This is a genomic window from Synechococcus sp. CCY9202, assembly GCF_034931685.1.
In the GTDB taxonomy this organism is placed as follows: domain Bacteria; phylum Cyanobacteriota; class Cyanobacteriia; order PCC-6307; family Cyanobiaceae; genus CBW1002.
Genome location: NZ_JAYGID010000061.1, coordinates 22,939 through 46,488 on the forward strand (window position 1 = coordinate 22,939; position 23,550 = coordinate 46,488).

Annotated in this window: 21 protein-coding genes; 9 read left to right on the top strand and 12 right to left on the bottom strand. The window is 66.3% G+C overall.

Translation table 11 applies throughout. The features are described from left to right. Positions 1-35: 35 nt before the first annotated feature. Positions 36-713, bottom strand: a complete 678-nt coding sequence (locus tag VB777_RS08365; RefSeq protein WP_323248287.1) for a hypothetical protein — start codon at positions 711-713, stop codon at positions 36-38. A gap of 56 nt (positions 714-769) precedes the next feature. Continuing rightward, complete coding sequence (gene mfd / locus VB777_RS08370; protein WP_323248289.1) at positions 770-4,384, bottom strand: transcription-repair coupling factor; 3,615 nt, start codon at positions 4,382-4,384, stop codon at positions 770-772. A 103-nt stretch (positions 4,385-4,487) separates the two neighbouring features. Between mfd and VB777_RS08375 the strand changes: the two genes are divergently transcribed. Both VB777_RS08375 and VB777_RS08380 read left to right on the top strand, forming a co-directional pair. Beyond that, complete coding sequence (locus VB777_RS08375) at positions 4,488-5,393, top strand: hypothetical protein (protein ID WP_323248291.1); 906 nt, start codon at positions 4,488-4,490, stop codon at positions 5,391-5,393. A gap of 67 nt (positions 5,394-5,460) precedes the next feature. Beyond that, positions 5,461-6,177 carry a hypothetical protein gene (locus VB777_RS08380; protein ID WP_323248293.1) on the top strand — a complete coding sequence of 239 codons (717 nt, stop codon included), beginning with the start codon at positions 5,461-5,463 and terminating at the stop codon, positions 6,175-6,177. 36 nt (positions 6,178-6,213) lie between these two features. Here the strand turns inward: VB777_RS08380 and VB777_RS08385 are convergent, their stop codons facing one another. Continuing rightward, entirely contained in the window at positions 6,214-7,059 is an 846-nt protein-coding gene (locus tag VB777_RS08385; protein ID WP_323248295.1) for a hypothetical protein, read from the bottom strand. 71 nt (positions 7,060-7,130) lie between these two features. Here VB777_RS08385 and VB777_RS08390 point away from each other — a divergent pair, with 71 nt between their 5' ends. Genes VB777_RS08390 through VB777_RS08400 form a run of 3 tightly spaced genes read left to right on the top strand, consistent with a single transcriptional unit; the run spans position 7,131 to position 9,025 of the window. Next, positions 7,131-7,958 (top strand): TerC family protein, encoded by an 828-nt coding sequence (locus tag VB777_RS08390; protein ID WP_323248297.1) that lies wholly within the window; start codon positions 7,131-7,133, stop codon positions 7,956-7,958. A gap of 13 nt (positions 7,959-7,971) precedes the next feature. Then, complete coding sequence (locus VB777_RS08395; protein ID WP_323248370.1) at positions 7,972-8,319, top strand: DUF6464 family protein; 348 nt, start codon at positions 7,972-7,974, stop codon at positions 8,317-8,319. A 4-nt stretch (positions 8,320-8,323) separates the two neighbouring features. Next, entirely contained in the window at positions 8,324-9,025 is a 702-nt protein-coding gene (locus VB777_RS08400) for a hypothetical protein (protein ID WP_323248299.1), read from the top strand. Positions 9,026-9,078: 53 nt separating this feature from the next. On the opposite strand, the gene VB777_RS08405 is transcribed toward VB777_RS08400, so the two are convergent. Together VB777_RS08405 and VB777_RS08410 are read right to left on the bottom strand one after the other, a co-directional pair. Then, complete coding sequence (locus tag VB777_RS08405) at positions 9,079-10,875, bottom strand: cellulose binding domain-containing protein (RefSeq protein ID WP_323248301.1); 1,797 nt, start codon at positions 10,873-10,875, stop codon at positions 9,079-9,081. Between the two features lie 99 nt (positions 10,876-10,974). After that, a complete protein-coding gene (locus VB777_RS08410) occupies positions 10,975-11,685 on the bottom strand; it encodes a response regulator transcription factor (protein WP_323248303.1) in 711 nt (236 codons plus the stop codon). Positions 11,686-11,860: 175 nt separating this feature from the next. On the opposite strand from VB777_RS08410, the gene VB777_RS08415 reads away from it, so the two are divergent. The 4 genes from VB777_RS08415 (at position 11,861) to VB777_RS08430 (ending at position 16,472) form a co-directional block, all read left to right on the top strand. Further along, positions 11,861-13,225, top strand: a complete 1,365-nt coding sequence (locus tag VB777_RS08415; protein ID WP_323248305.1) for a DEAD/DEAH box helicase — start codon at positions 11,861-11,863, stop codon at positions 13,223-13,225. Positions 13,226-13,315: 90 nt separating this feature from the next. Next, complete coding sequence (locus VB777_RS08420; protein WP_197156020.1) at positions 13,316-13,498, top strand: hypothetical protein; 183 nt, start codon at positions 13,316-13,318, stop codon at positions 13,496-13,498. A 504-nt stretch (positions 13,499-14,002) separates the two neighbouring features. Next, positions 14,003-15,028: a polyphosphate kinase 2 gene (gene ppk2 / locus VB777_RS08425; protein ID WP_323248307.1), complete on the top strand. Its 1,026-nt coding sequence runs from the start codon at positions 14,003-14,005 to the stop codon at positions 15,026-15,028. Further along, on the top strand, positions 14,994-16,472 hold the full coding sequence (locus tag VB777_RS08430; RefSeq protein WP_323248309.1) for an NAD(P)/FAD-dependent oxidoreductase: 1,479 nt from the start codon (positions 14,994-14,996) through the stop codon (positions 16,470-16,472). Before ppk2 ends, VB777_RS08430 begins: the two co-directional genes overlap by 35 nt. Positions 16,473-16,479: 7 nt before the next feature. On the opposite strand, the gene fmt is transcribed toward VB777_RS08430, so the two are convergent. From fmt to VB777_RS08465, 7 genes are all read right to left on the bottom strand, one after another. Further along, positions 16,480-17,598, bottom strand: a complete 1,119-nt coding sequence (gene fmt, locus VB777_RS08435) for a methionyl-tRNA formyltransferase (protein ID WP_323248372.1) — start codon at positions 17,596-17,598, stop codon at positions 16,480-16,482. Between the two features lie 21 nt (positions 17,599-17,619). Next, on the bottom strand, positions 17,620-18,993 hold the full coding sequence (locus tag VB777_RS08440) for a TldD/PmbA family protein (protein ID WP_323248311.1): 1,374 nt from the start codon (positions 18,991-18,993) through the stop codon (positions 17,620-17,622). Positions 18,994-18,996: 3 nt separating this feature from the next. Further along, positions 18,997-20,418, bottom strand: a complete 1,422-nt coding sequence (locus tag VB777_RS08445; RefSeq protein WP_323248374.1) for a TldD/PmbA family protein — start codon at positions 20,416-20,418, stop codon at positions 18,997-18,999. A gap of 213 nt (positions 20,419-20,631) precedes the next feature. Further along, a complete protein-coding gene (gene acsF, locus VB777_RS08450) occupies positions 20,632-21,741 on the bottom strand; it encodes a magnesium-protoporphyrin IX monomethyl ester (oxidative) cyclase (RefSeq protein ID WP_323248313.1) in 1,110 nt (369 codons plus the stop codon). A gap of 96 nt (positions 21,742-21,837) precedes the next feature. Then, on the bottom strand, positions 21,838-22,305 hold the full coding sequence (locus tag VB777_RS08455) for a DUF2996 domain-containing protein (RefSeq protein WP_323248315.1): 468 nt from the start codon (positions 22,303-22,305) through the stop codon (positions 21,838-21,840). A gap of 62 nt (positions 22,306-22,367) precedes the next feature. Continuing rightward, positions 22,368-22,946, bottom strand: coding sequence for a hypothetical protein (locus tag VB777_RS08460; RefSeq protein ID WP_323248316.1), 579 nt, complete (start codon positions 22,944-22,946; stop codon positions 22,368-22,370). Beyond that, on the bottom strand, positions 22,943-23,536 hold the full coding sequence (locus VB777_RS08465; RefSeq protein WP_323248318.1) for a flavin prenyltransferase UbiX: 594 nt from the start codon (positions 23,534-23,536) through the stop codon (positions 22,943-22,945). Before VB777_RS08465 ends, VB777_RS08460 begins: the two co-directional genes overlap by 4 nt. Positions 23,537-23,550: the final 14 nt, after the last annotated feature.

The window sequence follows — 23,550 nt, forward strand, 5'->3', positions numbered from 1 at the left end:
ACAGATCAGAGAAAGACAGACCGAGCTCAAACAGATCAGCAATAACCAAACAGTTCGAAGTCTCTGGCATAGAGCCTACGCAGGTTGGCGATCGCCGACTCACCAAGGACAGTGGAACGCTCGTCAATGGAAAAGGCAGTATCCACCAGACGGGGATCGGGCTCGCGAAGCTGGATGCCCGTGATCTGCTGCAGCAGGGCCAGGTCTTGTTTCCACGTCTCCGCCTTGAACACACGATCGACATAGAGCTTCTCTTTGAACTGCAGAAAGCTGTGCTGAGGCCGGAACAGGGCATGCTCCAGCAACGGACCCTCGGCAGACAGGTTGGTGGCAATGGCCTCGGCTCCAGTCCCCAGGCGGGCGAGTTCGCAGCGAAGCGCCATCTGATCGACACCCATCAGCTGGCCCGCTTCAACACGGCGCAAAGACACGAGGAAGCGATCGATCGGATGACGAACAAAGGCATACACGAAGGCTGAACTGAAGAATAGGCGATCGCAGCGAAAGCATTGTTCCACGGTCAGGGGCCTGATCTGAAATCCGAGATAGGCATCGAGGAACAGATCACCGCCGCTGCCAGGGATCGGCAGAAAGATCAGCTTGTCACGACGAAACTGTGGGGGGAAAACATCGTTCTGATAATTGAGAATCAGACGCAATCGCTGCATCAGAGCCGTGGACGCCTTCGAGGCGGGCAGGAGTTGACTGAACATCAGGGGTGCGATGAGGTCTCTGCCATCCTCATCGCACCCCTTCTCCTCCTCCGAACTCAGAGGCTCAGCACCGCCTGGTTCTGGGCCTTGATCTGGGCGGCCCGCTCGGTGTCGGTGAGGCCGTCCGCCCCGGGAATCTGGGCAGCCATCTGGTTCAGCCACTCCATCAGTTGCTCCAGCTGCTTGTCCATCGGCAATACACCCAAGCCGCGGGCCAACACTTTGGCCGTGCTGCCACTGCCGGCCTGGTAGACCAGCCGGCCATGCAGGTGCTGGGGCAGACCCTGACGCAGCAGCCGGAAGGCGGGTTCCTCCATCGGCGTTTCCAGGGCGATGTTGGGCTTTTCGGATCTGATCCGCGAGAAGCCGCAGGATCTGGCCAGCAGCTTCAGCTTCATCAGTTGCAGCAGAGAGATCACCGGTGCCGGAATGGCGCCATAGCGATCGACCCAGCCAGCGGCCAGCTCCACCAGGGCCTCCTGGCTGGAGCAATCGGCCGCCGCCCGGTAGGCCGCCATCTTCTCGTCGTTCTCGGTGATCCAGTCTCCTGGAATGAAGGCGGTGATCGGTAGATCGATCTGGGTGTCGTCCACGGCAGGGATGTCCTGACCCTGGATCTCGGCGAGGGATTCCTGCAGCATCTCCATGTAGAGATCGAAGCCGATCGTTTCCATCTGGCCGCTCTGCTCCACCCCCAGCAGATTGCCCACGCCGCGGATCTCCATGTCGCGCATGGCCAGTTGGTAGCCACTGCCGAGCTGGGCAAATTCCTGGATCGCCCGCAGCCGTTGCCGCGCCGCTTCACTGAGGGACGCATCACCGGGATAGAACAACCAGGCGTGGGCCTGGATGCCGCTGCGCCCCACTCTGCCGCGCAGCTGATAGAGCTGGGCCAGACCGAATTTGTGGGCATCCTCGATCAGGATCGTGTTGACGCGGGGAATATCCAGACCGCTCTCCACGATCGTGGTGCAGAGCATCAGATCGGCTTCACCGGCATTGAAGGCCACCATGGCGCTCTCCAATTCCCCCTCCGCCATCTGGCCGTGGGCCACCAGCAGCCGCAACCCGGGGAGCATCACCCGTAGCTGGGCGGCCACCTCCTCGATCCCCTGCACCCGCGGCACCACATAAAACACCTGGCCACCGCGATCCAGTTCCTGGCGGATGGCACTGCGCACCGCCTCTTCATCCAGGGAGGCCAGATGGGTCTTGATCGGGCGACGCATCGGCGGCGGTGTGGTGATCAGGCTCATTTCCCTGACACCTGAGAGGCTCATGTAGAGGGTGCGGGGGATCGGCGTGGCCGACAGGGTGAGCACATCCACATCCTTCCGCAGCGCCTTGATCTTCTCCTTCTGATTCACCCCGAAACGCTGCTCCTCATCCACCACCAACAGGCCCAGCTGCTGAAAGCGGGTGCCCTTGCCCAGCAGCTGATGGGTGCCCACCACCACATCGACGGTGCCGGCGGCCAGACCCTCGCTGATCGCCTTGCGTTCGGTGGTGGTGCGGAAACGATTCAGCAGGCTGACCTTGAGCGGATAGGGGGCAAAGCGCTCACTCAAGGTACGCCAGTGCTGCTGCGCCAGCACCGTGGTGGGGGCCAGCATCGCCACCTGCTTGCCTGCCGTGACGGCCTTGAAGATGGCGCGGATCGCCACCTCGGTCTTGCCGAAGCCCACGTCGCCGCAGACCAGGCGATCCATCGGTTTGGACTGCTCCATGTCGCGCTTCACGTCCGCGATCGCCTTCACCTGATCGGGGGTGGGTTCATAGGGGAAGGAGTCTTCGAGTTCGTTCTGCCACGGGCCATCGGCGGGGAAGGCAAACCCCGGGGCCTGGTGCCGTTCGGCGTAGAGCTTCACCAGATCAAGCGCCACCTTGCGGATCGCCTTCTGGGCCCGCTCCTTGGCCCTGGTCCAGGCCACACCGCCCATGCGGTTCAGATCCGGCGGGTTGTCACTGGTGGCGCGATAACGGCCGAGGCTGCCCAGCTGATCGGCGGCAACACGTAGCAAACCATCGGCGTATTGCACCACCAGGTAATCGCGTGATTCACCGCTGATCGCCAGCTTTTCCAGCTTGAGGAAGCGGCCGATGCCGTGGTTGCGGTGCACCACGAAATCGCCAGGCTGCATCTTGTTGGGGTCGACCGTGCGGCTGGCGGCTTTGCGGCGCCGGCGCACATAGCCCGTGGCCGCCAGGGCGTGCTGGCCGAAGAACTCGCGATCGGTGATCAGCACCAGCTTCCAGGCCGGCAATTGCAGGCCCTCGATCTCGGCGGTGCCCCGGGTCTTGAGCGCCACGGGGGTGTGCTGCTCGATCAACCGATCGATGGCCGGAAAGTCGGCCGGGTTGGGCACGAAGCGGGCGGGGCAGTCGTGTTCCTCCAGCAGGGCCACGGCGCGGCTGGGCTGGGCCGAGAGCAGCCACACCCGTGCCTTCTCGGCGACAAAGCCCTTGACCAGGCCCGCCAGCTTGCCGAAGGCGTTGGGGTAGGCCGGCACCGAGCGGCTGGCCAGATCAAAGCTGTTGGGGTGGTTGTCGGTCTCGTGCAGTTCCGCCAGATCGAAGCCGGCGAAGCCCTCGGTCTGCTCCAGGGCCTCAAGCGGCGGGCGGTGCAGCAGCGGCGGCAGCAGGGCGGCGATGGCGGCGGCATCGGTGTCGCCCGAGGCCCGCGCCAGCTCCTCGCAGACATCGCGGTAGTGGTCGCCGGCGTGGTCGACCCAGAGCTGGCCATGGGAGAGGCAATGGCGCCGCTCATCCACCGCGATCAGGGTGTTGGCCGGCAGATAGCTGAGCAGGGAGGCGGGTCGCTCCCAGGCCAGGCCCAGCAGGCGCCGCATCCCCTCCGGCGTGCCACCCTCCAGCAACTGCTCAGTGGCCTCGGGGCTGAGCAGCTGCTCCAGCCCATCGGGCATCGACTCGCGCAGGGCCTCGGCGATCAGCGGGCCATAGCCCGTGGGGGTGAGCCGCACCACGGCGATGCCATCGAGGGAACGCTGCGAGGCCGGATCGAACTCCCGCAGCTTCTCCAGCTCCTCGCCGAAGAACTCCAACCGCACCGGCAGCTCGGCGCTCACCGGAAACACATCGACGATGTCGCCGCGGCGGCTCCAGCTGCCCTCCTGCTCGATCGTGGGCACCCGCTCGTAACCCAGGCGTGTCAGCGTTACGGCAAGCGCCTCGAGATCGACCGTGTCGCCCTTGCGCAGGCTCAGGCACTCGGCTCTGAGGGCCTCGGGCGGTGGCAGGTGTGGCTGGAGGGCCCGCTCCGTGGCGACGATGGCGAGGCGACGGACGTTGCCAGGCTTCGCCCCCTGTTCCGCCCCATCCAGTAGTTCGCTGAGTACCTGCAGCTGCCCCCAGGTGATCTCACTGGTGGGGTCAAACGGCTCGTAGGGGCTGCCCTCGCTGGTGGGGTAGAGCTGGCAGCTGCCCCAGCCCATCAGCTCCAGCAGTGCCGCCCAGCGGCCTGCTTCCTCCAGGGTGGGCACCACCACCAGCAGCGGCGCGTCGGCGGCCCCCGCCAGGGCACTGCTGACCAGGGCCCGCGCCGCCCGGCCGGCACCGCTCAGCCGCAGCCGCTGGGGCCGTTTGCTGCGCTCCAGCACCTCACCGGTGAGGGTCGCCTGCTGCAGTTGACGCACCAGGGCGGTGAGCGGCATCGGGAGCTGGGGCGAACGGCCCCAGATCTTCGCAACCGGTGGCGGGAATTGCGGCCCGAGGAGGCTCTGGCCAGGTGGGCGTGGGCGGGGCAGCCTGGAGGACGTGATCCGAACCGCTTACCGATTCGCCTGGCGCTGCCCTGCCGGCTGCCCTGAAGGGGCCAGGGGTGGCGTTGGAGCTGCTGCACTCGCAGGATCGCTGCTGGCTCTGGCCCCGTTGCTGGCAGCCGGCCTGGGCTTCAGCGGCTCCTGGTTGCCCCTGGCCGCTGCCGCCCCAGTCCTTCGGCCCCAGGACGCCGCCCTCACCCCCAGCCACGAGCCGCTGCTGTTTCGCCAGCTGGATCAGGGGGATCAGCGCGGCAGGCCGCGGATCACCCCCATCCCCGGGCCCGGCGGCGGGGTCGCCATCACCTACCTCAAGGAACCCGGCGAGGCGCCGCTCACGGCGAGCCAGTTGCGCCGTCTGGTTGCCAATCCGCCGCAGTACGACAGAGAACGGGCCGTGATCACCGCCCTGCTGCAGACCCTGCGTCGCGTGGGGGTCACGCTGGTGCTGGGCCCACCGCGCAAGAGCGGCGCCCTGGCGGAGTGGGAACCGAAGACGGCCGTGTTGCGCATCCGGCCGGACGCCGCCAACCGGGGCAGCCGCAGCTTCGCGCGCATGCTCAACCACGAGGCGATCCATGTGGCCCAGAGTTGCAGCACCGGCCAGTTGCGCGCCATGCCGAAACCGCTCGGCCTGCCGAAGCCCACCTCTGCGGTCCTCGATCGCCAGCTGTCCCACCCCGTCTATGCCAAGGCCTCGCCCAGCGAACGGATCGTGGAACAGGAGGCCTACGCCAACCACAACCAGCTCGATCTGAGCCTGCAGCTGCTGCGGCGGCACTGCCGGCCTGTGGCTGGCCAGACTGGAGCGAGCGAGTCCGGCAAGCGCGCCGGTTCCGGTCCTGGCCGTCTACCGCTGTCCCGCCTGCCAAACCCAGCCCCTGCGGGCCCACCGCCGCGCTGACGGCATCCTGCTCTGCGGCCGCTGCGGCCAGCCGCTGGTGCGATTGGCCTCCTCAGGCCCCTGGCCCATGCTGGCCGGAACCCTGCTGCTGCTGGGCCTCGGAGCACTCACCCTGCCGCGGCTGCTCGGGCCCGACCAGGCCATCGGCACCAGCGCCGCCCTCGACGCCCGGGTAGAGGAGGGTCCGGCCGGTCTGGATCCCCAGGCCCGCGCCCAGTTGATGGACGAGCTGGCCGCTGCCGATCAGGAGTGGATTCCCCGCGCCGAAGCCCTGCCCGAGGGCGGCACCCGCTACCTCTACAAGCGCCGCAGCGGCGATCCGGAGCTCTCGATCGCCGAGATCCAGGACCTGATCGATCGTCCCCCCAGCTTCCTGCGGGAGCGCAACGCCATCGTGGCGTTGCTCGACACCCTGGAGCGGGCTCAGGTGCGCATCGATCTGGTGCGGCCCCACAAGCAGGGGGCTGCAGGCGAGTGGGATCCCAGGGCCGGCACCCTGCGCATCCGCCCGGACGTGGTGGAGAAGGGCAGTGCTGAATTTGCCAAGGTGCTCAACCACGAGGCGATTCACGTCGCCCAGAGCTGCGGAAACGGCAATCTGCGCGCGGCGCCGCGGCCTCTGGGGCTGACCACGCGCATGGATGCGCGCCTGGAACGCAACCTGGATGAGCCGATTTATGAAAATGCCTCAGCCAGTGAGCAGGAACTGGAACGGGAGGCCTACGCCAACCAGCACCATCTCGAACTCGGCACCGCCCTGGTCGAAAGCCACTGCCTGAGCTGAGCCACTGTCTGAGCTGAGCCAGGCCTGGTGTCTCGCTCAGCTCGCGGCCTGCTCGAGCATCGCGCTTTCCAGCAGCATGTTGAAGCGCAGCAGTTCCTCATCGCTGAGTTGTTGGCGGCTGCCACGGCCGAACTGCTCCTCCAGAAAGCGGCGCCCCCGCTGGGCATCCCAGCCCAGCAGCTGCAGCAAGCCATCGCACTGGCTGAGCAGATCGCGGCGGCGCAGCGGCAGCGGCGCGACCGCTGGATCGCAGGGCATTCCCAGACTCTCCACCGCCCGCAGGTAGGCGATCAGATCGGCGTAGGTGGTGAGGCGGCTGCGGCTGGGATGGCCGAAAGCCCTCTCCAGGTAGAGGCTTTCCTGCTCCCGCTTCCAACCCATACGCTGCAGGGCGAGATCGAGCCGGGCCAGCTCGGAGCTCCAGTCTTCCGGATCCGGCGGCGGTTCGGCGACGGACTCCGGTTCGCCGGCGGGCTCGGGGGGGGCTTCAGGTTCGGATTGGCCTGCGGGTACGGCGGCGGGTTCAGAGAGGACTTCAGACTCGGCGGCAGGTTCAGGTTTGGGTTCCCCTGGTTCTGGAGTTTCCAGGCTGGCTGGCTCGGGGATCCGAACGGGCGCAGCCGGATCGGACCTGGACCGACCGGGGGCGTGCGAGGGATCGACAGGGCCGGATGGAGCGCTCGAATCCTGCCGAGGCTTTGCGGTGGCAACAGCCAGGGGCCCGATCTGGGCCAGCAGGCGGGCGCGGGCCCGGTCTTCCGCCTCTTCGGCCGTGGCTCCTTCCCCCAGGGCGCTGCCCAGGGGCACGCCAGCGGCAACGGCATGGGCCCGCACCACCCGGGCGCCCACTTCAGCGTGGACCAGCTGGACCTCGAGCAACATCGAAGCGGAAAGGGGAAGGCGCGTTTCTAGAGTGGCTCTTTCAGGCCCCGCTGCGGTCGCCGGGAAGCGCAATGGAAGCGGAGTCGATCGAGTCGATCACCCCATTACTGGCGTCGGCGGATCAGTGGGGCGAGGTGCTGCTGCTGCTGCCGCTGCTGCTGGCCCTCGAAGCGGTGCTTTCGGCCGACAACGCCATCGCCCTGGCCGCCATCTCCCGCCGGGTGGGCGATCGGGCAGGCCAGGAAAAGGCCCTCAACCTGGGCCTGCTCCTGGCTCTGGTGTTCCGTCTCGGCCTGATCGCCGCGGCGGAATGGGTGCTCGACTTCTGGCCCCTGCAGCTCCTGGCGGCCGGCTATCTGCTCTGGCTGAGCGGCAGCCAGCTGCTCGGCCTCAATGAAGACAACGACGAGGAAGAGTCTGAGGGGGGAGCCACGCCTGAGGCCCTGACAACCCATGGCTCCCACCCCTCCACAGGTCACCAGCATCACCACGCCTCCCTGGGCTCGGTGGTGGCCACCCTGGCCCTGACGGACCTGGCCTTCTCGCTCGACAGCGTTGCCGCGGCAGTGGCCGTGAGTGATCGGCTCTGGCTGGTGATGCTCGGCGGCGTTCTGGGGGTGATCGCCCTGCGGCTCACCGCCGAGCTGTTCATCCGCTGGCTGGGGGTGTTCCGCCATCTGGAGACGGCCGGCTACCTGGCGGTGGGATTGGTGGGCATCCGCCTGCTGCTGCGGCTGGCCGTGCCCCAGGTGGTGCCGCCGGAATGGTCGCTGCTGATCGTGGTGGGGTTGCTGTTCGCCTGGGGCTTCTCGGCGCGCCGCCCCGTCGCCGCCCTGGAGACAGGCAGCCTCGACGCCGGAAGCCTCGACCTCGACGACAGCGGCCATGGCCGACTCTGAGCCCGCCAGCCGCCTGCGGGTGGAGCTGCGCCAGATCGGCAGTGACCGGCTGCTGGATCGGCTGGAGGTGGCCGAGCTCAGCGACATCCCCCAACCGGGCCGCTGGATCACCTGCGGAGAGACCAGCTTTCTGGTGCTGCAACGCCGGCACCGCTATCAACTGCGCAACGGCCGCTACGAGCTGGCGTCCATCGCCCTGGAGGTGAAGGCCCAGAGCCAGCCCGCCGATGCCCGCTGGTGGCAGGGCCGCTGGGTGATCGGTGACCCCTCCTGCCGCTTCAATGCCCGCACGCCCCTGCTGCGCTGCGCCGTGCTCCCGGAAGGCCCCTGTGATCGCTGTGCCCACTACACCGCCACCTGACGCGTTGCCCGATCCGCTCAGCTGGCATCGCGTCATCCTGCGGCGGGGCTATGGCGTGGCCTCCGGGCAGGGCACGGGCAGCCCCTATCCCGCCGGCACGATCGCCACCCAGGCGCCCCTGTTTGCCGAACACGGGATCGATCTGTCCCCGTTCCATCCCGGCACCCTCAACCTCGATGTGACCCCGGGTGAGTGGAGGCTGCAGAAGCCGGATGCGCAGGTGGAGCATTTGCGCTGGAGCGAGCTGCACCAACCGGAAACGTTCTCCTTCTGGTGGGGACAGCTGCGGCTTCCGGCTGCCCCTTCAGGTGCAGCTCCGCATGCAGCCGAGCCCCTCACCTGCCTCGTCTATCACCCCCACCCCGAGACCAAGCAGCGCCATGGACAACAGCCCGGCGTGCTGGAAGTGCTGGCCCCGTGGATCGAGGGGCTGGCCCCCGAGACGACCATGGAGCTGGGACTCGATCCGCGGCGCTGCCGTGTGATCCAGCCCGCTCGCCTGCGCGCCCGCCTGCTGGAGTTCCTCAAGTTCCGGGTGCTGGCGGCCCAGGAAACCTTCTTCGACGACCTGCGCCAGGGCAAGGAGCAGCTGGATCTCGATCGCTTCCGCTCCTGGCTGGCGGCGGCGGGCTGGGGCGAAGCCCTCGACCTGCGCGATGCCGATCTGGCCGCCACCCTTGAGCAGGCCCGGCAGCTGTACCTGTAAGCAGACAGCAGGGCCCGTTGGAGAAATCCGTCTGTCTGAAGCCTGGCCGCGGCTCAACCCCGCCAGATCTCCAGGGCGCCACCGAGTTGCTCCGGCGTGACACCAGGCACCACCACCACCTGCTGGTTGAAAGGAAGCTGCAGCTGGCTGCCCCCAGCGATCGCCACCACGCTGGCCTGCTGGCCTTCCTGCCAGAACCCACGCAGATCAATCCGGTCGTTCAGCGGATCAAACTGCTGCAGCACCAGATTCCGGCCCCAGGAGTAGGAGAGGCTGAAGCGTTCAGCTACCCCATCGACGGCGCTGATCTGGGTGGTGCTGCCGCCCACCAGGCGATCGACAGTGCTGGGATTTCCGTTGATCGGCACCTGCCCATTACTGGGATCCGTTCCGGTGATCGGGTCAGTCCCTGAGGCCGCTGCCTGCAGCACCGGATCGCTGCCGTAGTCGCCCCAGAGGGAGGCAAAACTGCCGCTCGCCTCCGCCAGACCGGAGTGGGTGGCCGTCACCTGGCCGAGCACGCCGGGATTGTCCCGCCCCAGCGACCACATCGACAGCAGACCCAGGCCGCGGTCGCGGGCGAAGGTCTCCAGCAGAGCGGCATCGGCGAGGCTGAAGATCTCGCTGGTCACGTCGTTCACACCGATCATCGGCGTGACCCCGAGCTGGTCCCAGCCAAAGCTCTGCCCGTGGGCTGCGAACAGGGCATCGAGCTGGCCCTTGGTGGCCTCGGCGGCGTCGATGGCGTAGGCCCCCATCGATTTCAGGGCTGGCGGGGCGGCACTGTCGCCGTAGTCCATCGCCATCACATTCACCCCCGCCAGGCGAACACCGGCCTCCAGGGCCAGGTTCACCACCTCCAGCCCTTCATGGGTGAGGCCCTGGGGCAGCACGGGCAGGGTGAACCACACCTCCAGCTCTGGGAAGTGGCTCTGCAGCAGGGAAATCGCCTGGCAGCGCAGTTCCAGGCTGGCCCGATCCGCGATCGCGGCGCCTTCGATGTCGAAATCGATCCGGCGCAAGCCCAGGTGTTGCACCGCCTCGCCGTAGGAAGCGGCCAGGGCATCAGCCCCCAGGCCCCGCTGCTGATAGGCCTGAGCCAGGCCCTGGCCTGCGGCCCCGCCCAGCGACACCATCACATCCCCACCGGCCGCCCGCAAGGCGGCAATTTCGGCCGCAATCGTGCTGCTCTGCTCGTGGTCGCTGCCCAGGGCCAGGGCATCCAGTCCGGCCCAGCCGAGCTGGCCATTGGGGGTGGCCTGCAGGAAGCCGAGGTTGAGAAGTCCCACGCCATAGCGACGGGCCAGGCCGTCCAGATCAGGCACGGGGTAAAGACCCATATCCACGTAGGGCGCGAACACCTGATCGCCCCACCGATCGGCACCAACCGGGCCACCCGTGCCGCCGCTTGTGGCCGGTGGAGGCTGAACGATGGGTTCAGGCGGGGTTGGATCCGGAACCCTTGGATCCGGAACAATCGGATCGGACGGGCTGGGCTGGCTCGGTGTCGATCCCTCACCGAACAGCAGGGCCTCGGTCAGGGGGCCGGAGACAGCGAACCCCTCGGGGCTGCTGGCGTTGAAGCTCAACGTGAGGCTCTCGCCCGGCCGCAAGGTGGCGTTCCAGGGGGCATTACGCAGGGTCACCGTGGAGGTGCCATCACCGTTGTCGACCACGGAGCTGTCCATGCTCCAACCCTGAAACTGCCGCACCGAAGTGGTGAAGCTGAAGCTCCAGCCGTTCAAGGTGCTGGTGCCGGTGTTGGTGAGGTGGAGCTCGCCGCTCATGCCGCCCCACCAGAGGGTTCCGTCCACCGTGACGGCCATCGCTGCATTATTCGTGCTGTCCATCGCTGCCGTCTCGCCGTGTGACTTGATCGTCGGTCGGCGCGACTGCCAATTCCATCCTTCGACTGAAGGGTTATCGGCCAGGGCGGTGCGGGGCCAGCCCTAGTGCACGTAGCCCTGGCGAAGACCTTCGGCTGCCGCGGCCGTGCGGTCGCGCACCTGCAACTTCTGGATGATCGCCTGCACGTGACCGCGCGCCGTGGTTTCGGCGATGTGGAGCCGTTGTCCCATCTCCCGGTTGGTGAGCCCCTGGGCCACCAGCTGCAGAACCTCCACCTCACGCTCGGTCAGTTCCCCCTGCGGGCTGCGGGCGCCACCCTCGAGCAGATGGCGGCAGATGGGATCCAGAAACGGCTTCCCCGCCACGATGCTGGTCAGGGCCTCCAGCAGCAGGGCCGGGCCGGTGCCGACCTGGCTCACCACCGCATCGGCGCCACTGGCGATCGCCTCACGAATCGGTTGGCGGTGGCAGGTTGTGAGGGTGAGCAGGGTGCGTACCCGTCCGGAAGCGCTCCGCAACATCCGCACCAGATCAACGCCCAGACCATCCTCGAGCACCTCACTCACGAACACCAGCAGATCGGGATTGTCCGGTTGCTCGACCTCGTGCCGCACATGCTCGAGCGCCTCAGCGGTGGTGGTGCAGATCCCCACCAGATGCGCCGGCCCGGCATGGGGGTCCATGGCGAAATGGGTGGCCAGCGCCAGGGCATAGGCCCGATTGCCGGTCACGATCAGCAGCCGGAACCGTTCGGACAGGAGCCCCAGCTGCAGGGTGGAGGAGCAGAACGCGCCATCAAGGCTGAATTCCATCGGGAGCCTGCCTGTCCGGCGCTGGTGGGCCGACCCGGAAGCCACGACCGGCGGCCGAAGGTCCTCGATGCAGTCTGCCGGCCTCCCGTCAAGTTGCAGGCCTCCAGTCGATCTTCCGGCTTCGGGGCAAGGCCAGCTGTTCAACCAGGCCTACTCGACCCCAACCCCTAGGGTGATGGGCCACGAATGGCTTCCCCTGCAGCGCTCTCCCGATTCCACCGGCGAGCCCCCCGCCGTCGACTTCGACTCCCTCGGGCTCGGCGAGCCCCTGTTGAGGGCAGTGGCCGACAAGGGCTATCGGGTTCCCTCGCCGATCCAGCGGGACTGCATTCCGGCAGTGCTGAGCGGCCGCGACGTGATGGCCGCCGCCCAGACCGGCACTGGCAAGACCGCCGGCTTCACCCTGCCGATGCTGGAGCGTCTGCGCCATGGGCCCCATGCCCGGGCCGGCGTGGTTCGAGCCCTGGTGCTCACCCCCACCCGCGAACTCGCCGCCCAGGTGGGTGAGAGCGTGACCGCCTATGGCCGCTACCTGGATCTGCGCTCCGACGTGGTCTTCGGCGGGGTGAAGGTGAATCCCCAGATCTCCCGTCTGCAGCGTGGCACTGACGTGCTGGTGGCCACGCCGGGTCGGCTGATGGATCTCCATCAGCAGAAGGCCCTCCGCCTGGATCGCGTCGAGATCCTGGTGCTCGATGAAGCCGATCGGATGCTCGACATGGGCTTCATCCGAGACATCCAGAAGATCCTGGCCCTGCTGCCGGCCAAGCGTCAGAACCTGCTGTTCTCGGCCACCTTCAACCCCTCGATCCGCCGACTGGCCACGGGGTTGCTGCACAACCCCCTGCAGCTTCAGGCCTCCCCCGAGAATCGAACCGCCACCACGGTGGAGCACATCCTCCATCCCTGCGACATGGGGCGGAAACCGGATCTGCTCTGCCATCTGATCGCCAGCAATGACTGGCGGCAAGTGCTGGTGTTCTCCCGCACCAAGCACGGCGCCAACCGCCTGGCCGAACGGCTCACCCAGGAGGGGATGGCGGCGGCGGCGATCCACGGCAACAAGAGCCAGGGGGCCCGCACCAGGGCCCTGGCGGGATTCAAGAGCGGCGAGTTGCGGGTTCTGGTGGCGACCGATCTTGCCGCCCGCGGCATCGACATTCACCAGTTGCCCCACGTGGTGAATCTGGATCTGCCCAACCAGGCGGAAGACTATGTCCATCGCATCGGCCGCACCGGCCGTGCCGGCCACAACGGCCACGCCGTGTCTCTCGTGGCGGCGGAGGAGCATGAGCTGCTGCGTGCCATCGAGAAGATGATCGGCACCGCCCTGCCGCGCCAGGAGGTGCCTGGGTTTGAACCCAAGGTTCTGTCAGCGCCTCCCCTGGATCTGAGCGGCGGCCGGGGCCGGGGCGGCCCACCCCGCACAGGCAGCCGCAGGCCTTCATCATCTGCACCGAGTGGCCGCCGTGGTGGGGGCGGCGGGCGGTCCGAAGCAGGTCGCCCTGAATCCGGCCGGCGGCCCCAGCGACGGGGCTGAGCATCTGTCAAAACCGCAGTCGTTTTGACAGTCCGAATCAGCAGAGTGCGTTCAGATAGCGGTGTCCCTGCCTCCAGCTCTCGCAGCTCCATGCCCTACGAACCCGGAAGCACCGAATGCCGCGTTCTAATCGACTGCAAGGCCCAGATCGAATCGATGCTCCTGTCGCTGAATCGCATCTCCGATTCGGCGCCCATCCGTGATCAGCTGGTGTCGGTCTACAGCCAGCTCGAAGGTCTCCACGACAGCCACCGCTCCTCGACACTGGTCTGAGCTTCTGCCACTGATTCGACTTGTGCCATTGGTCAAACCCCTGGCTTTCGTGCACCATGGTTTATCTGTAGTTGAGGCCATTCCTGAATCCTTGCCATCTTGTGGATGTCATCAATCACGAGCAATGGCAATCACAATTCGTCTCCAGAGCAGATTAATCTGATCATCATCTTGTAATCTGGCGCTAGCCATCCATCGGAACACATGGATCAAGGAGGGGCGGGCAAGCCAAAGCACTCGTCGGATCTGAGCTTCAGACTCACATCCGTGCCATGACGAATCTTTCTCCAGTCTCTTGCCCACGTCACTTGCCTAGGCCACCCCGACAGGATCCAGCAGAGCCTCTGAATTCAGAGCAGGCCTGCCAGGTTCGACCTGAAGTCTTGAAAGAACAACACGAACGACACCACTTGATTCCGTCGAGATCACGCAAATAGTGACGGGTTTGAGATGCTGTAGCGACGATGGCCAACGGCTGAAGGCCCAGGGGGCTTAACTTGGTCAATGCCGCCGATCGACTTCGTCCCCATGGCAGACAATGAACTGGACAGGGACCCGACCGAAGAGGCCACAGACAAGAATGAGATCAAGACTGGCTTGAAAGAGAAAAAAAAGAAGAAGAAAAAGAAGAATGCCAACTATCTCACCAGCAGCAAGAGCAAGCATGGCCGCAACAAGGCTGGCTCGCTTGACCTCTACCATCCATCGCCGTTCCTCGACGACTTCTCCGCCCATTCCGAAGGCAAGCAACCCAAGCTGAATCGAAAGTTGTACGAGAAAGAGCTGGAACGGCTGCAAGTGGAGCTGGTGAAGATGCAATATTGGATCAAACATGTTGGTTATCGCATTGTCATCCTCTTTGAAGGCCGTGATGCTGCCGGCAAAGGCGGCACAATCAAGCGCATCACCGAGCCCCTCAATCCACGCGGCTGCAATGTGGTGGCCTTGGGAACCCCGTCTGACAGTCAGAAGAATCAATGGTATTTCCAGCGCTACGTTGAAAACTTTCCCACCTCCGGGGAGCTTGTTCTATTTGATCGCAGCTGGTACAACCGGGCCGGCGTGGAACGGGTGATGGGATTCTGCACACCGGAACAGGTGGATGAATTCATGTTGTCGTGCCCCGAGTTCGAGAGGATGCTGGTCAGAAGTGGTATCACCCTGATCAAGTATTGGTTTTCGGTCAGTGATGACGAGCAGGAAGCCCGTTTCCGCTCCAGGCTGCAGGATCCTGCCCGCCGCTGGAAGCTCAGCCCGATGGATCTCGAATCCCGGGATCGCTGGGTGGAATTCAGCAAGGCCAAAGACGACATGTTCCTGCATACCAACATTCCGGAAGCTCCCTGGTTCACCGTCGAGGCCGATGACAAGCGTCGCGCACGGCTCAACTGCATCCGCCACCTGCTGAGCAAGGTGCCCTATAAGGACATGACTCCCGAAGCCATTGAACTCCCACCACGGAAAAGCGTTGGCGATTACCAGCGGCCGCCGATGAATGAGCAGTTCTTTGTTCCCAACTGCTACCCCTGAGCCGGCATTGGCAAACCAGCACTACTACCTCGAACTTGATCCTCCCCAGGAGTCGCTGCGCAGCTGTCCCCATGTGGTGGTGGTCGGTGGTGGTTTTGCGGGTCTCAAGGTCTGCCACACCCTCAAGAACAAGGATGTTCGGGTCACCCTGATCGATAAGCGGAACTTCAACCTGTTCCAGCCCCTCCTCTACCAGGTGGCCTCGGGCCTGGTTTCCGAGGCCGATGTGGCCTCACCCTTGCGGCAGATGGTGGGGCAGGCCCCCAACCTGCAGATCCTGCTGGGGGAGGTGGTGGACCTCGATGCCGACAAGCGTGAGGTGGTGCTCAACGATCGCCGCCTCAGCTACGACCACCTCATCCTGGCCAGCGGGTCGGGCAGCACCTACTTCGGCCGCGAGGAGTGGCGGCCGCTGGCGCCACCGATGAAGATCCTGGAGCATGCCGATGAAATCCGGCGGCGCCTGCTGATGGCCCTTGAGGAGGCGGAACAGACGCGTGATCCAGAGCGTCGGCGCTTTCTGCAAACCGCCGTGGTGGTGGGTGCAGGTCCGGCCGGCTGCGAACTGGCCGGTTCGTTGATTGAGCTGATGCATCGCTCCGTCCGCTGCGACTTCAAGCAACTGAAGCGCGAAGACTGTCAGGTGGTGCTGCTCGATGCCGTGGATCGGGTCTTGCCGACCATGGCGCCGGCCCTGTCCGCCGATGCCGGTCACTATCTCACCAGTCAGGGGGTGGATCTGCGGCTCAACACCATGGTGGAGAGCATTCAGCCTGGCCGGGTTCTGTTGCGCAACACAGCCACCAAGCTCGGAGACGAACTGGAGGCGGCAACCATCTGCTGGACGGCGGGAGTGCGGGCCTCAAGGCTGGGGAAGCGTCTGGCGGACGCCACCGGCTGTGAGCTGGATCGCGGCGGTCGTGTGGTGGTCAACTCCGATTTTTCGGTGCCGGGCCATCCCGAAATCCGGGTGGTGGGTGATCTCTGCTGCTACAGCCACACCCAGGACAGCAAGGCCGTGCCTGGCATGGCCGGACCGGCGGTGCAGATGGGCGGCTGGGTGGCCAGCGACCTGCTCGCCAAGCTCAACGACCAGCCCCATGCACCCTTCCGTTGGACGGATCTGGGCAGCATGGCGGTGATCGGCCCCTGGTATGCCGTGGCGGATCTGCGTGGCCTGCATCTCACCGGACTGGCCGGCTGGATCGTCTGGGCCCTGGCCCATCTGGCCTTCATTCCCGACACGGAGAACCGGATCGCGCTGTTCAGCAAGTGGATGTGGCAGATCGCCACGCGTCAACGCACAGCCCTGCTGATCACCGGTCGCCCAGATCAGCACCTGGGTGTCGATGTGGGACTGATGCCTGCCGAACGGTCCGAGCGCATAGCGCCAAAAGTGACCCTGTCTGAATCCTCGGCTCAAGAAGAGGCAACAGCGGCCTGATCAAGGCTCAGTCGCCGAAGCGATCCCCCGGCTGAGCCCCCAGCTGTTGCAGCAGACTCTGGCCAGCCGCTGGAGCTTTGCCTTCCAGTTGAGCCCCACGCAGCAGCACCGGACAACCGCCCGTAGCAATCACCAGCCCCACCCCCTGTTCCACGGCCAGCACCGAGCCAGGCACCATTTCAGAGGCAAGATCGGGTGTTCCTGACTGCGTCTTCGGGGCCTCGGTCATTCCTGCCTGGCTCGGGTCTGTCTGAAGCAGCGCAGGTCGTTGATCCGTTGTCGGTGGCTGACTCCAGCGATCGCACAACGCCGCCCCCGCCTCACTGAGCTGGTCCCGCAGGCGATGCACCAGGGGTTCGGTGGCCAGAAGCTTCAAGCGTTTCCCTCGCCACTGGCTCACGGCGCCCGGGTAGAGGCCCATGACCTGGCGATGCAGGGTCAGCGCCGAGCTGGCCCAGTCGATCTGGAGGTCGTCTTTGGTGAGCATGCGGGCGTAGGTCATGCCCGCTTCGCTCTGGGTCCGCACCCCGAGCCGCTGCAGCCGCTGCGCCTCCGGGCCGGTTCCGGCCGCCTCGATCAAGGGCAGGCTCTCGATCAGAAGCTCGGCGGTGAGCTGACTCAGCCGCTGACCGAGCTGCTCGGCGTTCTCGAGCAGGCCGATCGGCAGACGGCGCTCCAGCAGCACCGGCCCGGTATCGAGCCCCTGCTCCATCGCCATGATTCCCACGCCGGTCTCGGCATCCCCCTCCAGCAGGCTCCACTGGATCGGGCCGGCGCCACGCCAGCGGGGCAGCAGGGAGCCATGGCCATTCCAGCAGCCCAGCGGCGGCTGGGCCAGCACCTCTGGCGGCAGGATCTGCCCGAAGGCCACCACCACGTAGAGGTCGGCGCCGAGGACAGCCAGCTCGGCCTGGCACGCGGGTTCTCGGCGGATCCGCTCGGGTGTGAACACCGGCAGGCCCAGCGCCAGGGACCGTGCCTTCACCGGCGAAGGCTGGAGCGCCTTGCCACGGCCACGCCGGCGATCCGGCTGGGTCACCACGCCCACCACCGGATGGCCTGCCGCCACCAGGGCATCAAGGCTGGGGACCGCATAGGCGGGGGTGCCCCAGAACAGGATCTTCAACGCCATCGGGAGCCCTGTGCGTCAGGCCTCGCCGGTGATCGAGAGCCCTTCCACCCAGACATGCGGGCAGAGGCCATCTGGAGTGATCACGGGCTCCCCTTCAAAACCGACGATCGCCTTCAGCACCTGGCGGATGTCCCCGGCCACGGTGGCGGCCTCGATCGAGCGGCGTTCACCGCGTCTGAGCAACCAGCCGTCGAAGGGCAAGGAGAACGACCCCTGGCTGGCCTTGACGCCGGCATGGAGAGCCGAGAGCGAGTCGATCCAGACGATCGGATCCTCAGCGGTGAAGCGATTCAGGCCCTGCTGGCCGCCGCCGCTGCCGGGAGTGGCTCCGATCTCGAACCAGTCGGGACCCACCGACACCTTGGCACCCATACCGGCATGGCCCGTGGGAGCCACACCAAAGGCACGGGCGGTCGCTTCTGAATGAAGGAAATGGCGCAGCACCCCGCCTTCCAGCAAGGCCAGGCGGGCCGTGGGGGTGCCTTCACCATCGAATGAGGAGGCGCCGATGTTGCCGGGATGGCGGCCGTGATCGTGCAGATCGAGGAAGGGAACGGCAAGCGTCTCCCCCAGCGACTCCCGGTTGCTGAGGCTGACGCCATCGAGCACGGCGCGGGCATTGAACAGGTTGCTGAAGGCGCCGATCAGATCGAGAAAGGCCTCGGGGCTGAACACGCAGGTGTAACGGCCGGTCTCGATCGGGGCGTAATCGAGATGGGACGCCGTGAGGCCGGCGGCCTCCTCGATGCAGCCGGCGATGTCGAGATCGCCGGCGCCGTAGGCCAGGCGCACCGCGCCGGCACTGCGTGGTTTGCGGCCGGCTTCTTCGGCCCGGGCATAGAGGTAGAGACTGGCGGTGGTGAGCTGCTGATGGCGGCAGGCACCGGCGCTGTTGAGGTAGATGCGGTCGCTGCTGCGCTGGGCCAGGCCGTTGTAGGGAACGGTGTCGATGGCGGGATGGCTCTCCAGCAGCTGGTGCTCCGCCTCCTTGAGGGTGGCAAGCAGATCGAGGATGCTGACCGGCTCCTTGATCGGTTGATCCAGGGGCTGCAGCGGCGCTGTGGCCAGGGGGGAGAAGGCGGGGATGTCGTCGGCATTGCCGAAGGCGCTGGCCTCACTGGCACCGGCCAGGGCCCGCTCCAGGCCGGCATCCGACAGATCGGAGGTGCTGGTGATGCCCACCAGGCCGTCGTCGTTCCAGACCCGCACGGTGATGGAGCTGCGTTGAGCCCCTTTCATCTGCTTGGCCTCACCGCGGTCGACCTGCACAGAGGTGTCGGTGCTGCAGGCGGCACCGAGATCCCACTGGCGGATGCCCGAACGGGCGGCCATCTGATCGAGGCGGGAGCGGAGGGTCTCGGCGTCGAGACCGGAAGGAGAGCGAGTCATGACTCAGCGGCCTCCCACGGTGATCGAATCCACCTTGATGTGGGGCTGGCCCACGGTCACGAAGATGCTGCCGCTCACCGAGCCGCAGAAGCCCGCCGCCAGTTCCAGATCATTGGCGCACATGGAGATGCGCGGCATCACCTCCTTGGCCTCACCGATCAAGGTGGCGCCCTTCACCGGCTTGGTGAGTTCACCGTTCTCGATCAGATAGCCCTCCTCCACGGCAAAGTTGAACTGGCCGGTGGGCCCCACACTGCCGCCACCCATCGCCTTGCAGTAGAGACCTCGATCCACCGAGGCGATCAGTTCAGCGGGCGTGTGGGGTCCGGCGGCGATGTAGGTGTTGCGCATGCGGCTGGCGGCGGCAAACGAATGGCTCTGGCGCCGGCCGCTGCCGGTGCGCGCATGGCCGGTGCGCCGTTCGCCGGCGCGGTCGCTGAGGAAACGCTGCAGCACGCCGTTCTCGATCAGCACGGTGCGCTGGGGCTCCATGCCCTCGTCATCCATCGAGAGGGAACCGAAGGCACCATCGCTGAGGCCTTCGTCGATGGCGGTGACGGCCTCATGGGCAATCGCGGAGCCGACCCGATCGGCAAAGGGAGTGGTGCCCCGCTCCACCTGGGTGGTTTCGAGCAGATGGCCGCAGGCCTCATGAAAGATCACGCCACCGAAACGGTTGGCCAGTACCACCGGGCACTGCCCCGCCTCGACGTAATCGGCGTAAAGCATCGTGCTGGCACTCTCACAAACCTCCTGAGCCGAGGTCTCGGCGTTCCAGTGGCGCAGGTCGTCCGGTCGGCCGGAGGTGCCATAGCGGCGACCCACGCCGGCGCGGTGATCGCCATCGGCGGCCAGCACATTCAGCCCCACCGATTGGTGCAGGCGGATGTCGCGGGCAAAGGTGCCATCGCTGGCGGCCACCAGCACCTCCTGCCAATCGCGGGCGTAACTGCCGCGGCGGGCCTGAAGGTGGTTGCCGTGCCGTTGCAGCCGATCGGTGCCTTCCAGCAGGCGATGGGTGGCTTCGCGCAGGTCGGGGCAGCGGGCCAGCCAGTCAAGCTTGGCGGCACCAAAGTCATGCAGACCGGGAAGGCCCTCGAAGGGGGATCGATCCGGGGAACTGCGCACCAGAGCCAGCATGCCCAGTGCCTGATCGAGGGCGGCCATCAGACCCGCCGCACTGAGATCATTGGTGGAGACAAAGCCATCCCGTTCCCCCAGGAAGACGCGGATGCCGGCCCCCATGCCGAAGGCCGGGCTCACATTGGTGATCGTGTCCTGTTCGGCGAGCACGCCGAGGTGGTCGGTGCGCTCGAGGAACACCTCCACCAGATCGGCACCGGCCCCACGGCCAGCGCTGAGCAGCGGCTCCAGGCGACCACTCCAGCTGGCATCAAAACCCGAAGGGCCGGCACTGGCGTGCAGCGCATCGGCCGGTGGAGCGTTGCTGGGGAGAGACGCGACCAAGGCAGTGTCTTGCAGAAATTAAAAGGCCATCACCGGCCAGTTGCAGGGGGCTGCAAACCAGTGGTGATGGCGATGAGGCTAGCCAGCAGGCCGGGTTGCATGCAGGCCAGGGTCTATCCAGTAAGAGCTAAGAGCTCGATCGATCCAGGCGAGCTTCCCTTCAGGCAGGCCTCAGCGCACAGCCGGTTGGAAACGCTCGCTGCGGATCGGCGCCATCAGGAACAGCTTCGCCATCTCCAAGCCATTGGCCGCCCAGAAGGGAAGCTTGCGCAGGGCCCTGATCGGAGCGGGAGCCTCGGAGCTGTCGGCAGCGGCGAGGGCCGCGTTGTTCTGCACAAGCCGCTCGAGGCGCTCGTAGAACTTGGGATTCTCCACATCGAGCACCACGGGGAAGACCCGGGCTGAGGTCTCGTTGGTTTTGGCGATCACATACTTGTCGTAATCGCGGGCATCCAGCCCCAGGGCCTCATAGAACTCCTTGCGAGCCACGTCGCGCACGTACATGGTGGCGAACACGGCCAACAGGAAGAAGCGGCACCAAAGGCGGGCAGTGAAGCCGCGCACGGTGTCGGGCTGGGCCTTCATCAGGGCATCAAAGAAGTCGCCGTGGCGGTTCTCGTCCTGGCACCAGTTTTCGAAGAAGTTGAAGATCGGGAAGATCTTGCTCTCGGGATGCTGCTCAAGGTGCCGATAGATGGCGATATAACGCCAGTAGCCGATCTTCTCAGAGAGATAGGTGGCGTAGAAGATGAACTTTGGCTTGAAGTGGGTATAAGCCTTGTTGGCGGTGAGGAAGCCAAGATCCAGCTGCAGCCCGAAATCACTCATCGACTTGTTGAGGAAGCCGGCATGGCGGGCTTCATCACGGGCCATGTGGGCGAAACACTCCGCCAGCAGAGGATTCTTCTCCTTGATCCGACGGCTGAGTTCCTTGTAGAGCAGGAAGCCAGAGAACTCGGAGGTGCAGCTCTGCTCAAGGAACTCCACGAACACCTTGCGGGTTTCAGGGTCGAGCTTGTCGGCCGCGCCCTCGAACTCCTCGTTCCGCACGAAGTGGTGACGGTTGTAGTCCTTGCGGAACTCCTCGCAGATCGCCTCCAGCTCCACTTCGTTGGGCCGCAGATCCATCGCCGCCATGGCGTCGAAATCCGTGGTGTAGAAGCGCGGCGTCAGGATCGTGTCCTTGACCGGATCCTTGAACGCCGGCGCATCCGCGGTGCCGATGGCGGCATCGGGATTCGCGGCTGCGGCTGGGGCGGTCGTGGCAGCGGGTGGCACCATCGCGCAGGTCGGCATCGAGCGTGACCCCATCGTAGTGGGGGCAACTCCGCTGCCGGCTGGATGTGACAGTGCGTCTCGATCTGGAGAGTGCAGCGATCAGTTCGGGCCGAGCCATTTCTGGCCATTGAGCCGCTGCACCAGGCGAGAAACCAGGAGGGCCAGGGTGATCTTGCGCTCGTCGATCAGAAACGACTCCAGCAGGCTGGGCTCACTGCCGGACTCGGCCACCGCCACGGTCTTGGCACTGGAGATGTCCGGCTGGGTGAAGCAGAGCCAGAAGCGGCGATCCCCCGGCAGGCTGCCCTGCACCATCCAGCAGGGGCTGTCCACCACCGGCATCGGGCCTTCGCAGAAGCGCAGCTCCGGAGTTGCGCCGCCATAGGCCTCGATCTCCTTGGCCAGGGCCGGCAGCAGCAGGTCAGGCACAAAGCTGGCGAAAGGCTGGTCTTCCGGGGCGGGTGGCTTGGCCTTGGGCTTGGGCGCAGCGGCAGGAGCAGCGGCGGCTGGGCTGGCAGGAGCCGGGCTGGCGGCAGGCTGGGGGGCGGGACTGGCGGAATCGCTCACCGGAGCTGGCCTCATGGCGGGGTGCTGGTATCGACTCTAGGCAGTCCTGACGGAGCACCTGCTCACCAGTCTTCACTGGGCGGCGGCGTTCCCCAGTCTCCAAGGTCTGCGCTGGACCCACCCGTGGGAGTTGCGTCAGCAGACCTGGAGGCAGCGGCCCTCGGTTCAGAAGACCACGCAGCAGGGGCCGCAGTGGACGTGGTCGGCTGGGCCGTTGCCGATCCCTGTCGGAGCACCCGATAGGGAACGCTCAGCGTCGGCGGCGGTTCGCCGGGGGGGCGCCCCGGCCCGGCAGTGGTGGGGCGGGGGGCGTCCCATGGTTCCTGGCGACCCACCCCATCCGACCAGGACTCCGAACCGGCCTCGGCACCCGTGCGGGGGCGGCGCCTGGCGGCAAAGGGCGGCGACTCCACCGCAGCGGAGCCGGCTGATCCCCCCCGCAGGGCCAGGGCCGTGGCGGTGGCGCTGAGTGCCGCTCCGGCAAGGCCAGCGGAGGCCAGCCACAGCCCGCTCGGCAGCGGCGGGCTGACCCAGAGCAGCAGCCGCAGCCGCAAGGGCGGACGGGGATTGAGGGCAGCCACCACGAGCACCGCCAGAAGGGGCGCCAGCAGGGGCAGCAGCAGCAGGCGACGCAGAGTCAACGCAGCGCCGGCCGGCCCTGCCAGCGGTTGAGCGTGCCGAGGTCGTACCCGAGCACGTCGAAGATGCGGATCACCAGGAAATCCACCATGTCGTCGAGGCTGCGGGGCTGCTGATACCAGGCGGGAACAGGCGGCGCAATCCGGGCGCCGGCCTCGGCCAGGGCCGTGAGATTGCGCAGATGCACCAGGCTCCAAGGGGTTTCCCGCGGGGCAATCACCAGCGGTCTGCCCTCCTTGAGGTGAACATCGGCGGCACGTTCCACCAGATCGAGGGCCACGCCCGAGGCAATCCGCCCCACCGTGCCCATGCTCGCCGGCAGGATCACCATGCCACGGGTGCGGTAGCTGCCACTGGCAATCGCCGCCCCCTGGTCATTCCAGCGGTGGCAGCGGAGCTGACCGCCGTTGCAACCGGTGCGCTCACGCCAGAACCGCTCCTGTAGGTCGGGCTCAGATGGAACCCGCAGGCCCAGTTCCGCCTGCCAGACCCCGATGGCACCACGGCTGGTGACCATCTCAACAGTTTCTCCGGCCTGCAGCAACAGCTGCAGGCCCCGCTCTGCCAGGGGCTGAGCGGAGGCCCCGGACACGGCTAGGACCACCG

Excerpts from the sequence above, each read along its gene's own strand:
- VB777_RS08365 (WP_323248287.1), bottom strand. The coding sequence starts at position 713 with ATGTTCAGTCAACTCCTGCCCGCCTCGAAGGCGTCCACGGCTCTGATG.
- mfd (WP_323248289.1), bottom strand. The coding sequence starts at position 4,384 with ATGCCGCTCACCGCCCTGGTGCGTCAACTGCAGCAGGCGACCCTCACC.
- VB777_RS08380 (WP_323248293.1), top strand. The coding sequence starts at position 5,461 with ATGCTGGCCGGAACCCTGCTGCTGCTGGGCCTCGGAGCACTCACCCTG.
- VB777_RS08385 (WP_323248295.1), bottom strand. The coding sequence starts at position 7,059 with ATGTTGCTCGAGGTCCAGCTGGTCCACGCTGAAGTGGGCGCCCGGGTG.
- VB777_RS08390 (WP_323248297.1), top strand. The coding sequence starts at position 7,131 with ATGGAAGCGGAGTCGATCGAGTCGATCACCCCATTACTGGCGTCGGCG.
- VB777_RS08405 (WP_323248301.1), bottom strand. The coding sequence starts at position 10,875 with ATGGACAGCACGAATAATGCAGCGATGGCCGTCACGGTGGACGGAACC.
- VB777_RS08410 (WP_323248303.1), bottom strand. The coding sequence starts at position 11,685 with ATGGAATTCAGCCTTGATGGCGCGTTCTGCTCCTCCACCCTGCAGCTG.
- VB777_RS08415 (WP_323248305.1), top strand. The coding sequence starts at position 11,861 with ATGGGCCACGAATGGCTTCCCCTGCAGCGCTCTCCCGATTCCACCGGC.
- VB777_RS08420 (WP_197156020.1), top strand. The coding sequence starts at position 13,316 with ATGCCCTACGAACCCGGAAGCACCGAATGCCGCGTTCTAATCGACTGC.
- ppk2 (WP_323248307.1), top strand. The coding sequence starts at position 14,003 with ATGCCGCCGATCGACTTCGTCCCCATGGCAGACAATGAACTGGACAGG.
- VB777_RS08430 (WP_323248309.1), top strand. The coding sequence starts at position 14,994 with ATGAGCAGTTCTTTGTTCCCAACTGCTACCCCTGAGCCGGCATTGGCA.
- VB777_RS08440 (WP_323248311.1), bottom strand. The coding sequence starts at position 18,993 with ATGACTCGCTCTCCTTCCGGTCTCGACGCCGAGACCCTCCGCTCCCGC.
- acsF (WP_323248313.1), bottom strand. The coding sequence starts at position 21,741 with ATGGTGCCACCCGCTGCCACGACCGCCCCAGCCGCAGCCGCGAATCCC.